The organism is Lachnoclostridium sp. An14, assembly GCF_002160755.1.
GTDB lineage: Bacteria > Bacillota > Clostridia > Lachnospirales > Lachnospiraceae > Lachnoclostridium_A.
In genome coordinates, this window is the sequence record NZ_NFLE01000013.1 from 94437 (window position 1) to 108598 (window position 14162).

A 14162-nucleotide genomic window follows, 5' to 3' on the forward strand; every position below is an offset into this window, starting at 1 on the left:
AAAGTACATGGAAGTATGGAGGAACAACGATGCTTACATTGGAACACATTTCCTTCGAGGTGCAGGAGGGGAGCACGGAAAAGGAAATCATTAAGGACTTAAGCCTTACTCTTGATGATAATAAGTTTATTGTCATAACCGGACCCAATGGGGGCGGCAAATCGACGTTGGCCCGGCTTATTGCCGGCGTGGCAAAGCCTACGTCCGGACGGATTTATTTTGACGGAACGGACATTACCGACGCCAGCATCACGGAGCGCGCCAATATGGGAATCAGTTTCGCGTTCCAGCAGCCGGTGCGCTTTAAAGGGGTGCAGGTGATCGACCTGCTCCGTCTGGCGGCGAAAAAGACCCTGTCCGTGGCAGATGCCTGCAAATACCTCTCTGAGGTGGGACTCTGCGCCAAGGACTATATCAACCGCGAGGTGAACGCCAGCCTTTCCGGCGGCGAGCTGAAACGGATAGAGATCGCCACCGTGCTGGCAAGGGGGACGAAACTGTCCATCTTTGACGAGCCGGAGGCGGGGATCGACCTGTGGAGTTTCCAGAACCTGATCCAGGTGTTTGAGAAGATGCGCGGGGAGATCCACGACAGTTCCATCCTGATCATTTCCCACCAGGAGCGGATTTTGAGCATCGCTGACGAGATCGTGGTGATCGCCGACGGCGAGATCCGCAACCAGGGACCGCGGGAGGAAATCCTGCCGGATCTTTTGGGAACGCCGTCCGCGGTGGACGTGTGCAGAAGTTACGAAGGAGGGAACTAAGGATGGACCAGATTCAGATGACACTGCTCAGAGAGATTGCCGACCTTCACGGAGTTCCGGAGGGCGCCTACAACATCCGTTCCAACGGAAAGCTGGACAGCCGCAACACCACGGCCAACATCGACATCGTTTCCAAGGAAAACGGCACCGGCATCGACATCATCATCAAGCCGGGGACGGTTCACGAGAGCGTCCACATCCCGGTGATTTTAAGTGAGAGCGGCTTAAACGACGTGGTTTACAATGATTTCTACATCGGAGAGAATTCCGACGTGGTGATCGTGGCGGGCTGCGGCATCCACAACTGCGGAAACCAGGATTCCGAGCATGACGGCATCCACCGGTTCCACGTAGGCAAAAACGCCAAGGTGAAGTACGTGGAAAAGCACTACGGCGAGGGGGATGGAAACGGCAAGCGGATCTTAAACCCGGTGACGGAGGTCCACATGGACGAAGGCAGCTACATGGAGATGGAGATGGTCCAGATCAAGGGCGTGGACTCTACGGACCGGAAAACGGAGATGGATCTGGCGGCAGGGGCCAAGGTGGTCATCAAGGAGCGCCTGCTGACCCACGGTAGCCAGACGGCAGTGAGCGAGATCAGCGCCCATTTAAACGGCGAGGGCTCCAGCGCCAACATCATTTCCCGTTCCGTGGCCAAGGATTCTTCCTATCAGAAGTTCGTGTCCCGGCTCTTTGGAAACGCGGCCTGCAGCGGCCATTCCGAGTGTGACTCCATCATCATGGGCGACGCCAAGATCCAGGCGGTGCCGGAGATCGTGGCGGAGTGCACCGACGCGGCCTTAATCCACGAGGCGGCCATCGGAAAGATCGCCGGAGAGCAGATCATAAAGCTGATGACCCTGGGACTGACGGAGGAGGAAGCGGAGGCCCAGATCGTAAACGGATTCTTGAAATAAGCGGCAGAAGGAGGATGTTCCCGGAAGGGCGTCCTCCTTGTTTGCATCGCGGGAAGGTTAGGGAAAGGAGGAGCAAATGGAACCGATTTATCAGGTGGACAACAGGGAAACCGTAAGGGAACGGTTCGTGATGACGAAACGGATGGTAAGGATTTCCGGCCGTCTGTATAAGCAGGAACGAAACAGCGGAATACAGGTGGTTTTGAGGATCATCGCCGTGGGGCTGTTGCTGTTAGCGATGCTGAAAATCGAGATGGCAGTGGTGGAACCTTTGCTTTTTTCCGGGCAGACGGTTTCGTTTGTGGCCTGGATGCTGTTTTGGGCCGGATTTTTGGGCGCCTGCAGCCTTCCTTCTGTGAGAATACAGCTGGTGCTGCTGCTTTCCGGCTACTATGGAAAGAAAAAACGGCGGGAAGGAGAGAGGTGGCTGTTTGGCGAGGAGAAATTTGGCACAGGAAAAGAAGGGCAGGACTGGATCAAATACTCCTCCATTCACCGGATCTGGGAGGACAGCGAGGGGCTCTACCTGTTTTTCGGCCCGAGCATAGCACTCTACCTGCGCTGGCGTGGGATTTCCGGGCCGGACGGGGCCGATGGGTTCCGCCGGTTTTTAAAGGAACGGTGGGAGCGGCCCCGGACGGATGGGCCGGCGGAAGAAGACAGCCCTGCTTTCCAGGAAACAGTCCGGGAGAGAGAGGACGCGCCCTATGTGATCTGTGAGGTCTGGGACGAGGAGTGGCAGAATGGGCTCTGTGCCATTGTCCGCAGGAGAAACTGGCGGATTTGGGCGGCCGTTATGGCCGTGGCCCTGGCCTACGTGGTCTTCCGGGAGCGAGAGATGCTGTTTTCCGGCGACGGTTTGAGCATGGCGGTGGGCTGGGGGATCGTAGGATGTCTGTGGGCGGTCTGCGCGGTGACGGAGGCGGTGTCCAACAGCAGAAAACGCATTCTGGACACCCTCCGGAAGAACAACAATCCCGGCACGGCGGGACAGCACATTACCTACTGGGCCGGCGGGAAGGGGATTTTCTTTAACGGCAACGCGGGAAACGGATGCCTGCCCTACCAGGCGATCCACTCCGCTAAGGAGACAAAGGAAGGCTTTGTGGTGAGGTTTCGCGGCAACAAAGGCGTCCTTTATATCAGAAAATCCAGCTTTACCCAGGGCGACCCCGCCTGCTTTCTGTCTTTCCTGCGCGGACAGATGGAGGAGACGAAACGGAAATAGGACGGGAAACAGGAAAAATAAGGGGATAAAAGCAGGAAAAACAGGAAATTTCCCCTTGCAATTTCCCATTCTTTATGATAAACTGTCTCGGTATGAAAAATAAGAGATGTTCCTCTGTTACGGAATGGAATGGTATTAAGAACATCGAATAGATTCAGGAGGTTCAAAATGAACGATATTATCAAGAACATTGAGGCAGCACAGTTAAAGGAGAGCATCCCGGAGTTCCACGTTGGCGATACCGTAAAGGTATACAACAAGATCAAAGAGGGAAACCGTGAGAGAATCCAGGTATTCGAGGGCACCGTGATCAAGAGACAGAACGGCGGCGCCAGAGAGACCTTCACCGTGAGAAAGAATTCCAACGGCATCGGCGTTGAGAAGACCTGGCCGGTACACTCCCCCTTCGTTGACAACATCGAGGTTGTGAGAAAGGGTAAAGTACGGAGAGCAAAACTCTACTACTTAAGAGACAGAGTCGGCAAGGCGGCTAAGGTAAAAGAATTAGTAAAATAATGCAGCGGTAAGTGAAAAGGGACAATGCAAATTGTCCCTTTCTTATCATATTTCTATAGGACGGAAACGAGGGAAAGCGAGTGGATTTTTATCAGGATGAGGAAAAAAATCTGCTCCGGCGCATCCTGAATTGGGGTGTCGATATTATTCTTGTGGTAGCTTTTGCCTGGTTTACGGTGTATATGTTCGGAACCGAGGTAAAGATCGCGGGAAATTCCATGGCCCCGGCTCTGGAGAGCGGGGATGTGGTGCTGATGAACCGCCTGCCAGGCGTCCTGTTTGGCCCTGGCCGGTTTGACCTGGTGGTGTTTGAACGGGAAGATAAAAAGACAAATGTCAAGCGGGTGATCGGACTGCCGGGAGAGACGGTGCAGATCACCGCCGGCTACGTGTTTATCGACGGCCAGCCTCTGAAGGCGGAGAATGGCCTGAGCCAGGTATCCCTGGCCGGTCTGGCGGAGCATCCCATTACCCTGGGAAAGGATGAATACTTCCTGCTCGGCGACAACCGGGACAGCAGTGAGGACAGCAGGTTCATCAATATCGGAAATGTGAAACGGGAGCAGATTAAGGGAACCGTTTGGATTCGAATATTACCGGTCATCCGATTCGGGCTGACCGGCTGACAGATAGAGAAAAGGCCCGTCTGGAAGGCGGGCCGTATTGGAAACAGAGACAAGGAAACAGCAGATTGGAGGCAGCATGAACATTCAGTGGTATCCGGGACATATGACAAAGGCGAAACGGGCGATGCAGGAGGATTTAAAGCTCATCGACCTGATTATCGAGCTGGTGGACGCCCGCGTGCCTTTAAGCAGCCGCAATCCGGACATTGACCAGCTGGGCCGCGGGAAGGCCCGGTTGGTTTTGTTAAATAAATCCGACATGGCGGACGAGCGATACAGCGAGGCCTGGGCCGGCTATTTTAAGGATCAGGGCTGCCATGTGGTAAAGGTGAATTCCCGCTCCGGCTCCGGCTTAAAGCAGATCAACGCCGCCGTGCAGGAGGCCTGCCGGGAGAAAATCGAGAGAGACCGGAGGCGGGGCATTTTAAACCGCCCGGTGCGGGCCATGGTGGTGGGCATCCCCAACGTGGGAAAATCCACCTTTATCAACTCCTTCGCGGGAAAGGCCTGCGCCAAAACGGGAAACAAGCCGGGCGTCACCAAGGGAAACCAGTGGATCCGCTTAAGCAAGACCCTGGAGCTTTTGGACACCCCCGGCATTCTCTGGCCCCGGTTTGAGGACCAGAGCGTGGGGCTGAAACTGGCCTTTATCGGCTCCATCAACGACGAGATCCTGCAAAAGGAGGAGCTGGCGGCGGAGCTTTTGCGTTTCCTGGCGGGGGCGTACCCGAAGGCTTTGGAAACGCGGTACGGGCTGGAGCTCTCCCTGGAGGAGACAGGGCTTTCCCAGGCGTACCAGGGTCTGGAGGCCATCGCCAGAGCCAGGGGCTGCCTGACGAAGGGGAGCGGGCTGGACACTGCCAAGGCGGCGGCTTTGCTGTTGGACGATTTCCGCAGCGGACGGCTGGGGCGGATCACCCTGGAGCTGCCCCCGGGCTGCGAGCGGACAGCAGGCGCCCGGAAACCGTCGGAGGATTCTGAAAGAAATTCCGAGACAGATTCCAAAACAGCAAAGACCCATTCCCCGCGGGAGGACGGCTGATGGCGAGGAAATGGACGGAGGAACGGCTGGCCGCGGAGCGGGAACGCCTGGCAGCCATGCGGGAATATGAAAATACGTACGCCGCGGTGGAGGCCATCTGCGGCGTGGACGAGGCGGGGAGAGGCCCTTTGGCCGGCCCGGTGGTGGCCGGAGCGGTGATTCTGCCGAAGGACTGTGAGATCCTCTGCTTAAATGATTCCAAAAAGCTCTCGGAGAAGAAACGGGAGGAGCTGTACCTGGAGATCCAGGAGAAGGCTGTGGCCTGGAGCGTGGGCATTGTGGGCCCGGACGTGATTGACGAGATCAACATTTTGCAGGCCACCTATGAGGCTATGCGCCAGGCCATCGGGAAACTGAAGGTGCGGCCGGGCCTGCTGCTCAACGACGCGGTGACCATCCCCGGCGTGGACATCATGCAGGTGCCCATTGTCAAGGGGGACGCTAAGAGCGTGTCCATCGCGGCGGCCAGCATTATGGCAAAAGTGACCAGGGATCACATGATGGAGGAGTATGACCGGCTCTACCCGGAATACGGTTTCGCGAAACACAAGGGTTACGGGACGGCAGTTCACACCGCGGCCATCCGGGAGCACGGCCCCTGCCCCATTCACAGGCGGAGCTTTATCACCAAATTTGTGTAGTTACATAGAAGGCGCCCATGAATAATCGAAGAAAAGGCAGCATCCGGGAACACCTGGCGGCTGCCTATTTAGCAGAACAGGGTCTGGAGATCCTGGAGTACAACTATCGGACGGCCAGAGGGGAAATCGACCTGGTGGCCCGGGAGGGGGATACTCTGGTGTTTGTGGAGGTGAAGTACAGGAAAGACAGCCGCATGGGTTTTCCCCAGGAGGCAGTCACCCGTTCCAAGCAGCAGACCATCCGCCAGACGGCGGCGGCCTACCTGGCAGAGCGGACGGAAGGAGCCGGACATCCGTGCCGGTTTGACGTGGTGGCCGTGCTGGGGGAGGAAATCACCTGGATCCGGAACGCGTTTTAAAGCAGGCAGCAAGGAGGATGGAGCGATGGAGACAATCCACTGGAAGAAAAAGGACAGACCGGACAGTTTAAAGACTGTAACGAGGGAGGGAGTGACCTATCTCGCCTTCCCTGCCCTGGAGGAGACGGGGCTGGTGGCCCACGGATTTTCCACCAGGCTGGGAGGAGTGAGCGAGGGGGCATTTTCCACCATGAATTTCTCCTTTACCAGAGGGGATGACCCGGAGCGGGTGCGGGAAAATTACCGGCGGATGGCGAAGGCCCTGGGGGTGGAGACGGAGAGTATGACCCTCACCTACCAGACCCACACGGTGAACGTGCGGAGGGTGACTGCCGCCGACCGGGGCAAAGGCGTGGTCAGAGAGCGGGATTACCGGGATGTGGACGGCCTGATCACTGACGAACCGGGGATCACTCTGGTGACCTTTTTTGCCGACTGTGTGCCCCTCTATTTCCTGGATCCGGTGCGCAGGGCCATCGGGCTGTCCCACTCCGGCTGGAGGGGCACGGTGGCCCGCATGGGGAGAGTGACCGCGGAGCGGATGAGGGAGGAGTTCGGCTCCCAGCCGGAGGATCTCATCGCCTGCGTGGGCCCCAGCATCTGCCAGGACTGCTACGAGGTGGGCGAGGAGGTGGCGGAGGCGTTCCGGAAGGAATTTGATCCCCGCTGGCACGGAGACATCCTGGCGCCCGGCAGACAGGCCGGAAAGTACCAGCTGGACCTGTGGCGGGCCAACGAGATCATTCTCCTGGAGGCCGGCCTCCGCCCGGAACACCTGCACGTAACCAACATCTGCACCTGCTGCAACCCGGAACTCCTCTATTCCCATAGGCGGATGGGGGAAAGGAGAGGGAATCTTTGTGCGTTTTTGGGGTTGAGGGATGGGATGGGAGAGAGGTTATAACAAAAAAAGTGTGCGCTGTTGCGCACACTTTTTTCCTGTCACTGAATTTCCACCAGCACCTCAATTTCGCAGGCAATGCCTCCGGGGAGAGCGTTGGTGCCGATGGCACTTCTGGCGGGAAGTCCAGTTTCCGGCCCGAACAGATCCATAAGGAGCTGGGAGGCTCCGTTGATCACCTGGGGCTGCTGGGTGAAGTCGTCGGTGCAGTTTACAAAAGCCAAAACCTTTACAAACCGTTTGATTCGGTTTAAATCCCCCAGTTCTTTGTCCAGGTTGGCCAAAAGGTTCAGCATACAGCGGCGGGCGGCCTCCTGTCCTTCCTCCACAGACAGCTCTCTGCCCAGCTTTCCGATGACTGTGGAGCCGTCATTCTGGTCCGGGCCGCAGCCGGAACAGTATAAGAAATTTTCACCGAAGGCCTGTACCGGCGTGTAAAGGCCGCCTTTGGGCGGCGGAGTGGGAAGGGACAGGTTCATTTCTTTTAAATTCTGATAGATGTCTGACATAGCGTTTCGATTCCTTTCTTTTCAAATTTTCCTTTTCTGTGACGATGAAAAGAGTCTTTGGTTTCTAACAAAAAGTTGAGATATATCAAAACTGATAAGAACAAAATAGCACATCATGTTGAAAAAAGCAATATATTTTCAACAAAAAGTAAAAAAATATGCAGAAATTAAGGAGATATATTGACAAAAAGTTGAAACAGAGATAGAATAAATTCAACAAAAAGTTGAGAGCTTCTATTTTGCAGGAAAGGAGAAGAATATGGACGGAAAAACAGAAAGAGCGTTGGAGCTGTTAAAAGACCTCATCGCCTTTGACACTTCCAATCTTCCGGGAAATGAAAAAAGCTGTGCCTGTTACCTGGAGACAGTGCTGGGGCAGGACGGGTTTGAGACAGTGGTGCAGGTGCTGCCGGAATATCCAGAGCGTGCCAATCTCATCGCCTCCATCGGAAATAAGGAAGGGACCCATTTGATTTATAACGGACATCTGGATGTAGTTCCAGCGGGAGAAGGCTGGCACAGTGATCCCTTCCAGGCGGTGATCCAGGACGGAAAGCTGTACGGCAGAGGGGCCTGCGACATGAAGGGCGGGGTGGCGGCCATGGCGGCAGCAGCTCTGGCTTTGAAGGAAGAAGGTTTCCCTTTTCATGGAGGGCAACTAGTATTAGTGTTTGTTTGTGATGAAGAACTCCACGATATGGGTATCAAGCATTACATTGCCTCCCCGAAATTTGTGAAGGCGGATTATGGGGTGATCAGCGAGCCCAGCGGAGGCAAATTCTGCCTGGCCCACCGGGGAGTTGCCAGGTATGAGATTTCTGTACTGGGGGTAAGCTGTCACGCCGGAGCCCCGGAAAACGGAATCAATGCCATGACCAATGCGGGCTACGTTCTGTTGGCCTTGGAGCGCCTGTCTCAAAGTCTGGCATCGCGGACTCATGAGATCCTGCCGCCGCCCACTTTGGCCCCCACAGTGATAAACGGAGGTTTGAAGGATAACATCGTGCCGGATCTGATTCGAATTCAAGTGGATAGGCGAATGCTGCCGGGGGAGACCATAGAGAGCTGTCAGAAGGAGATCGAGGAGGTGCTGGATCAGGTGAAACGGAAGCGTGCCGGCTTTGACTATTCCATCCGGCCTTACGTGTGCCTGAATGCCGGTTACGTGGCAAGGGACAGCGAGATCGTAAAAATCTGCAATAAGGTTTACGAGAGGTCTTTGGGAAAAGAGGCGGTCAACACATTTTTCTCCGGAGGAAACGATCAGAATTTTCTGGTGGATGCAGGGGTGCCGACTCTGGTATTCGGTCCGGGAAAGATGGAACAGGCCCACACGGTGGACGAGTACGTGGAAATCGAGGAGATCAGGGAGAGCACGGAGTTTTTCTATCAGCTTGCAAAAGAAATTTTGCAGTAAAGGAGGGTACATATGGGTACAAAAGCAGCAAAGACATCGTGGCTGACCAGGCTGGAACGGGCCGGGAACCGGCTGCCGGATCCGGCGGTGCTGTTTATCATCATGGGAATCGCAATTCTGGTGATTTCCGCAGTGGGAGAGGGGCTTGGATGGCAGGTGGAAAATCCCGCCACAGGAGAATTGATCATAGTGACCAGTCTGCTGACTCCGGACGGAATCCGTAAAATTGTAAACAGTATGCTGACCAACCTGTCCGGTTTCGGGCCTCTGCCGTCGGTGATTTTGGTGATGATGGGGCTGGGAGTGGCAGAAGGAACAGGACTTTTGAAGGCGCTGCTGACCAAAAGCGTCAGCAAGCTGCCGAGAAGTATGGTTACGGTAGTGCTGATTTTCATTGCCATCAGTTCCAATGTGGCTTCGGATTCTGGATTTATCGTGCTACCGCCGCTGGCAGCGCTGATCTTCCTCTCCATGGGCCAGCATCCGTTTATCGGAATCGCGGCCACTTACGGGGCGGTGGCGGCTGGCTTTAACGCCTGTATTTTCCTGTGTACAGGGGATGTGCTGGTGGCAGGAATGACGGAGACGGCAGCTCATATTATAGACCCTACAGTGACGGTGAATCCAGCGGTAAACTACTATTTTATGGCTTTTTCCTGTTTCCCGCTGGCGTTCTTGGGCGCATGGGTGACGAAAAAGTTTGTGGCGCCCAGATATCAGGATTTGTCCGGGATTGAGGCGGGGGATGAGAAATTGGAGGAGCTCACTCCCATTCAGTTAAAAGGATTAAAACGGGCAGGAATTGCCGCCTTAGCGGTGTTAGCGATCATCGGGATCGGGATTTTGCCCGGGGGCGTTCTGCGGGATCCGTCCGGGACGATCATTCCATCGCCTCTGTTAAACGGCATGGTATTTTTCATGACGGTTATTTTCCTGGTGCCGGGGATTGTCTACGGAAAAACGGTGGGGATGATCAAAAAAGATTCTGACGCAGTTCGTCTGGCGGCAGGAGGAGTGGCCAGCATCTCTGGCTTTCTGGTTCTGGCTTTTGTAGCCTCCCAGTTTATCGCCTGGTTTGGCTGGAGCAATCTGGGAATCTTTGTGGCTATCAGCGGTGCGGACGCTTTGCAGAACATTGGACTGACGGGAATCCCCCTGGCGGTGGGAGTGGTGTTCCTCTGCTGCGTCATCAACATTTTTATCGGCAGTCAGACAGCAAAATGGGCGTTGATTTCCAGCATCTTCGTGCCGATGCTGATGCTCTTGGGATTTGATCCGGCTTATACTCAGGTACTGTACCGGATCGGCGACTCCGTCACCAATCCCATAAGCCCCTTGTTTACCTATTTTCCGCTGATGGTGGGTTTCCTGAGAAAATATGATAAGAAAGCGGGTATGGGCACGGCATTTTCCCTGATGCTGCCCTATTCCATTTCCTTCCTGGTCATCTGGCTGATCATGCTGGTCATCTGGACAGTGCTGGGACTGCCCCTTGGCCCTGGTGGAAATATTTGGCTGTGATGGGAGGTATGACATGAAACGATATCGTCAGGTTTGCAGAAGGTGCAAAAAAAGTTGGGACGAAGACGCCTACCGCTGCCCGGACTGCGGCGGCACCCTTCACTCCGTTTATGAGTTTCGTGACCGGGAATATCTGAAAACGATGATGAAAAACGCGGAGACCTTCTGGGATTACAGGGCGCTGTTCCCTGTGGCGGAAACTGGGAAACGGATCACCATGGGAGAGGGAAAAACACCTCTGGTTGCCGCGGAGCGCCTGGGGATAGAAGGATTGTTTCTGAAAAACGAAGGAATGAACCCCTCCGGTACTTTTAAGGACCGGTGCATGAGCATTTCATTCAGCAAAGCACTGGAGCTTGGAGCCAGAGGAGTGGTGATCGGTTCGGCGGGAAATGCGGGGGCAGCGGCTGCTGCCTACGCCGCCAGGGCAGGAATCCCCTGTTATGTAATGGTTCCAGCCAGCACTCCGTCCCAGAGGATTGCTATGATTGCTCATTATGGAGCCAGGGTAATTCCGGTGGAGGGATCCGTGACGGACTGCATTGAGCTGATCGGCCAGGTGTGCGAGACATACGGATGGCACAATGTGACGACAGCTGCCCCTTACAATCCTTTTCAGGCGGACGCAGAGAAAACGATTGCTTACGAAGTTGCGAAACAACTCTCGTGGCAGGTTCCGGACTGGATCGCCGTTCCCGTGGGCGGCGGAGGAATTTTATCCGGTATTTATGAAGGATTTCAAGATCTTCTAGCCCTGGGACTGACAGACCGCCTTCCCAGGATGATTGCGGCTCAGGAAACTGGTTGCAATCCTCTGGTACGGGCGTTCCGGGAGAAAAAAGCGCCGGGGGAGATTGAGAGAATCGAGCATCCTCAGGGGATTGCGGTGGCAATCGCCGACGCGTTCCCTCTGGATGGGGAAACGGCTTTGGCGGCAGTTTACCAGTCTCAGGGCTGGGCCGACGATGCCGATGATGAGGAAATTCGCAGGGCGCAGTCCCTGCTGGGCCGGCGGGAGGGGATCTTTGCTGAGTCAGCCAGCGCGGCCGCCTATGTGGTGGTGGAGAAGATGAGACGGTCTGGAAAGATCCGTGACGGAGAGTGTGTGGTATGTGTGGTTACAGGAAACGGAGTGAAGGAGCTGCCCCGCATCGAAGGGGAAATGGAGCTGCCGGAGCCAGTGGCCTGTGAGATTTCTGCTTTAAAACGGTATCTGGCCAGCCAATTCCAAATTTAGGCTGTGTATTGTAAAAATAATTTCTGTAAGTTATTATTGTAAAAAGGAAAGAACTGGAAAATCAGGAGGATATACGCGAGATGAGTTATATTTCAGATCATTTAGAAATGCTTACAGGAATTGGGGAGTGTATTGCGGCTCAGTTTGGGCCGGACTGTGAGGTGGTGCTTCACGATCTCACGAGGCCTTATGACAATACCATAGTGGCTATCTGGAACGGCCACGTGACAGGCCGGAAAGTGGGCGGTTCCGGAACAAACACCGGATTGGAAATTCTCCGCGGGACGGCCCAGCCAAAGGATACCTACCATTATATCAATACTACTCCCGATGGGAAGATTCTCAGATCCTCCAGCAAGTATTTTAAGGATGGGGAAGGAAATGTGGTGGGCAGTCTTTGCATTAACTATGACATTACTGGCCTGGTGAAATTTCAGAAAACTTTGCAGAACATCACGGAGCCGGATAAAAAGGACACCCAGAAAGAGGTCTTTACCAGCAATGTGGATGAGCTGTTGGATGCCATGCTTTTGGATGCTGTGCACTATACAGGAAAAGCACTTGAGGAGTTGGAAAAAGAGGACAAGGTCGCGATTGTACATTATTTAGATGGGAAAGGAGCGTTCCTCATCAAGAAGTCGGCGGAACGGGTAGCTGATTTTCTGGGAATCTCCCGGTTTACGGTCTATAATTACTTAAACGAAGGTCAGTAGGCGGACGGGAGAGCAGGAACAAGGTGGAGATATGCCGGAAATCGTTACGATCGGAGAGACGATGGTTTCCCTGGCTCCCGGAAAAAGCGGATTTCTGCGCTATGCGGATTCTTTTTCGCCGGGAGTGGCGGGGGCAGAGAGCAATGTGGCGGTTTATGCCAGCCGTTTCGGACATACGTCTGGATGGATCAGCCGTCTGGGGGAGGATGAATTTGGGTATCTGATCCAGAATGCGGTCCGGGCGGAGGGCGTGGACGCCAGTCAGGTAAAATTTGTGGAAGGCGGACGCACCGGCGTCATGTTCCGGCAGATGCTGACGGGACGGGAAACTTCGGTGTTCTATTATCGAAACGGTTCTGCCGCGTCGGGGATGGATGGAACGGATCTGCCGGAAACGTATTTGCGGGAGGCGAAGATTCTCCATTTGACCGGAATCACGCCGGTGCTCAGTGAAAGCTGCCTGGAAATGACGCAAAAAGCCATAAAAATGGCCAGGGACTGGGGCTGTATGGTCAGCTTTGATCCCAATGTGCGGAAGAAACTATGGGGCGGACAGGATTACCGCGGCGTTTTAAGGGAAATGGCTCTGGAGGCGGATATTGTGCTGCTGGGGCTGGAGGAAGGGCGAATGCTGTTTGAGACGGAGGATCCGGAATCGCTTTTAAAGCTGCTGTTTCAAAAAGGACGGGCTAAGTATGTAGCCGTGAAAAACGGGGACCGCGGCGCTGTGGCCGCTACCAGGGAGGAATCGGTGGAAATTCCTCCGTACCCTTGCCATTGTGTAGACCCCATTGGCGCGGGAGATGCCTTTAACGCTGGTTTCCTGTGCGGGATTTTGGAGAATCTGCCTGTGGAGCAGTGCGGGAAAATGGGGGCAGCCGCTGGGGCTATGGCTACGGAGTGTGTGGGTGATACGGGAGGATGTCCCTCTCGCCGTTATCTGGAGGACTTCCTTTGGGGACGGGAGGAGGTGGCGAGATGATGCGGGAATTATTGAGGAAAGCACCCATCTGCGCCATCCTGAGAAATGTGCCTTCGGAACTTTTGGAGACCTATGGGGAAACGGTGTTTCGCGGTGGAATCCGGATGTTTGAAGTGGCGATGAATTCTCAGGACGGCCCCAGGCAGATCGAGCGGCTGAAACAGCATTTTAAGGACCGGCCGGAGGTAAAGGTCGGAGCCGGGACGGTGACGACGCCAGACCGGTGCAGGGAGGCAGAGATGGCGGGAGCTGATTTTTTTCTCACCCCGTCCGTGTCAGAATATACCCTGAAATTCTGCAGGGAGCGGCAGATTTCCCTTCTTCCCGGCGTTATGACGCCGTCGGATGTGGCCCTGTGCCTGGAATATGGATATACGGTGATGAAACTGTTTCCGGCGGGAGATTTACCACCCCGATATATTGACAGCCTGAAAGGCCCCTTTGATGGGACGGACTACGTGGCAGTGGGAGGCGTGAACCGGGAGAATGTGAGGTCCTTTTTTGACAGAGGGTTCATCGGCGTGGGGATCGGCGGCAACCTGATTCCCAAGGAGTATGTGATAGAGGGACGCTGGGATCTGGCGAAATATTTCGTGAGAGATCTGGTGAAGGCAGCAGGCTGCAATAACCCCCAATTCTGAAGAACTTATTTTCGACTATCCAAAGGGAGGCAATCGCCGGACCGCCTAAAAAACGGTCCGCCCGTTTCCTCCCTTTTCTACGTCTCCCCACCTTCCCTGCAAAATATGCTACAATTATCCCATCCCCCCGCACATCCCCCAC

At 54.9% G+C, this 14162-nt stretch carries 15 protein-coding genes and 1 pseudogene; 15 read left to right on the forward strand and 1 reads right to left on the reverse strand.

Annotated features, from left to right (window positions below; translation table 11 throughout):
* Positions 1-29: 29 nt before the first annotated feature.
* The 9 genes and pseudogenes from B5E84_RS09515 (at position 30) to pgeF (ending at position 7003) form a co-directional block, all read left to right on the forward strand.
* Complete coding sequence (locus tag B5E84_RS09515) at positions 30-767, forward strand: ABC transporter ATP-binding protein (RefSeq protein ID WP_087222072.1); 738 nt, start codon at positions 30-32, stop codon at positions 765-767.
* Between the two features lie 2 nt (positions 768-769).
* Entirely contained in the window at positions 770-1687 is a 918-nt protein-coding gene (locus B5E84_RS09520) for a SufB/SufD family protein (RefSeq protein ID WP_087222074.1), read from the forward strand.
* 76 nt (positions 1688-1763) lie between these two features.
* Positions 1764-2915 carry a YcxB family protein gene (locus B5E84_RS09525; protein ID WP_087222076.1) on the forward strand — a complete coding sequence of 384 codons (1152 nt, stop codon included), beginning with the start codon at positions 1764-1766 and terminating at the stop codon, positions 2913-2915.
* A gap of 168 nt (positions 2916-3083) precedes the next feature.
* Positions 3084-3431 (forward strand): 50S ribosomal protein L19, encoded by a 348-nt coding sequence (rplS, locus tag B5E84_RS09530; protein ID WP_087222078.1) that lies wholly within the window; start codon positions 3084-3086, stop codon positions 3429-3431.
* 80 nt (positions 3432-3511) lie between these two features.
* Complete coding sequence (lepB, locus tag B5E84_RS09535) at positions 3512-4057, forward strand: signal peptidase I (RefSeq protein ID WP_087222080.1); 546 nt, start codon at positions 3512-3514, stop codon at positions 4055-4057.
* Between the two features lie 76 nt (positions 4058-4133).
* A pseudogene (gene ylqF, locus B5E84_RS09540) lies at positions 4134-4988 on the forward strand (ribosome biogenesis GTPase YlqF); the annotation flags it as partial.
* A 110-nt stretch (positions 4989-5098) separates the two neighbouring features.
* Positions 5099-5740: a ribonuclease HII gene (locus tag B5E84_RS09545; protein ID WP_087222082.1), complete on the forward strand. Its 642-nt coding sequence runs from the start codon at positions 5099-5101 to the stop codon at positions 5738-5740.
* Between the two features lie 17 nt (positions 5741-5757).
* Complete coding sequence (locus tag B5E84_RS09550; RefSeq protein ID WP_087222084.1) at positions 5758-6099, forward strand: YraN family protein; 342 nt, start codon at positions 5758-5760, stop codon at positions 6097-6099.
* Between the two features lie 25 nt (positions 6100-6124).
* Entirely contained in the window at positions 6125-7003 is an 879-nt protein-coding gene (gene pgeF, locus B5E84_RS09555; RefSeq protein WP_087222086.1) for a peptidoglycan editing factor PgeF, read from the forward strand.
* A 38-nt stretch (positions 7004-7041) separates the two neighbouring features.
* On the opposite strand, the gene B5E84_RS09560 is transcribed toward pgeF, so the two are convergent.
* On the reverse strand, positions 7042-7509 hold the full coding sequence (locus B5E84_RS09560) for a RidA family protein (protein ID WP_087222088.1): 468 nt from the start codon (positions 7507-7509) through the stop codon (positions 7042-7044).
* Positions 7510-7768: 259 nt separating this feature from the next.
* Between B5E84_RS09560 and B5E84_RS09565 the strand changes: the two genes are divergently transcribed.
* The 6 genes from B5E84_RS09565 to B5E84_RS09590 all read left to right on the forward strand — a co-directional run bounded on the left by B5E84_RS09565 (position 7769) and on the right by B5E84_RS09590 (position 14020).
* Positions 7769-8926, forward strand: a complete 1158-nt coding sequence (locus tag B5E84_RS09565) for a M20 family metallopeptidase (protein ID WP_087222090.1) — start codon at positions 7769-7771, stop codon at positions 8924-8926.
* Between the two features lie 12 nt (positions 8927-8938).
* Positions 8939-10447: an AbgT family transporter gene (locus tag B5E84_RS09570; protein WP_087222091.1), complete on the forward strand. Its 1509-nt coding sequence runs from the start codon at positions 8939-8941 to the stop codon at positions 10445-10447.
* Positions 10448-10460: 13 nt separating this feature from the next.
* Positions 10461-11684, forward strand: coding sequence for a threonine synthase (gene thrC / locus B5E84_RS09575; RefSeq protein ID WP_087222093.1), 1224 nt, complete (start codon positions 10461-10463; stop codon positions 11682-11684).
* A gap of 80 nt (positions 11685-11764) precedes the next feature.
* Positions 11765-12397, forward strand: coding sequence for a helix-turn-helix transcriptional regulator (locus B5E84_RS09580; protein ID WP_087222095.1), 633 nt, complete (start codon positions 11765-11767; stop codon positions 12395-12397).
* 31 nt (positions 12398-12428) lie between these two features.
* Positions 12429-13379 carry a sugar kinase gene (locus B5E84_RS09585; protein WP_087222097.1) on the forward strand — a complete coding sequence of 317 codons (951 nt, stop codon included), beginning with the start codon at positions 12429-12431 and terminating at the stop codon, positions 13377-13379.
* Positions 13376-14020 (forward strand): bifunctional 4-hydroxy-2-oxoglutarate aldolase/2-dehydro-3-deoxy-phosphogluconate aldolase, encoded by a 645-nt coding sequence (locus tag B5E84_RS09590; protein ID WP_242963333.1) that lies wholly within the window; start codon positions 13376-13378, stop codon positions 14018-14020. Before B5E84_RS09585 ends, B5E84_RS09590 begins: the two co-directional genes overlap by 4 nt.
* Positions 14021-14162: the final 142 nt, after the last annotated feature.

Excerpts from the sequence above, each read along its gene's own strand:
- rplS (WP_087222078.1), top strand. The coding sequence starts at position 3,084 with ATGAACGATATTATCAAGAACATTGAGGCAGCACAGTTAAAGGAGAGC.
- B5E84_RS09560 (WP_087222088.1), bottom strand. The coding sequence starts at position 7,509 with ATGTCAGACATCTATCAGAATTTAAAAGAAATGAACCTGTCCCTTCCC.
- B5E84_RS09525 (WP_087222076.1), top strand. The coding sequence starts at position 1,764 with ATGGAACCGATTTATCAGGTGGACAACAGGGAAACCGTAAGGGAACGG.
- B5E84_RS09520 (WP_087222074.1), top strand. The coding sequence starts at position 770 with ATGGACCAGATTCAGATGACACTGCTCAGAGAGATTGCCGACCTTCAC.
- thrC (WP_087222093.1), top strand. The coding sequence starts at position 10,461 with ATGAAACGATATCGTCAGGTTTGCAGAAGGTGCAAAAAAAGTTGGGAC.
- B5E84_RS09515 (WP_087222072.1), top strand. The coding sequence starts at position 30 with ATGCTTACATTGGAACACATTTCCTTCGAGGTGCAGGAGGGGAGCACG.
- B5E84_RS09545 (WP_087222082.1), top strand. The coding sequence starts at position 5,099 with ATGGCGAGGAAATGGACGGAGGAACGGCTGGCCGCGGAGCGGGAACGC.
- B5E84_RS09565 (WP_087222090.1), top strand. The coding sequence starts at position 7,769 with ATGGACGGAAAAACAGAAAGAGCGTTGGAGCTGTTAAAAGACCTCATC.
- B5E84_RS09570 (WP_087222091.1), top strand. The coding sequence starts at position 8,939 with ATGGGTACAAAAGCAGCAAAGACATCGTGGCTGACCAGGCTGGAACGG.
- pgeF (WP_087222086.1), top strand. The coding sequence starts at position 6,125 with ATGGAGACAATCCACTGGAAGAAAAAGGACAGACCGGACAGTTTAAAG.
- B5E84_RS09550 (WP_087222084.1), top strand. The coding sequence starts at position 5,758 with ATGAATAATCGAAGAAAAGGCAGCATCCGGGAACACCTGGCGGCTGCC.
- B5E84_RS09585 (WP_087222097.1), top strand. The coding sequence starts at position 12,429 with ATGCCGGAAATCGTTACGATCGGAGAGACGATGGTTTCCCTGGCTCCC.
- B5E84_RS09580 (WP_087222095.1), top strand. The coding sequence starts at position 11,765 with ATGAGTTATATTTCAGATCATTTAGAAATGCTTACAGGAATTGGGGAG.
- B5E84_RS09590 (WP_242963333.1), top strand. The coding sequence starts at position 13,376 with ATGATGCGGGAATTATTGAGGAAAGCACCCATCTGCGCCATCCTGAGA.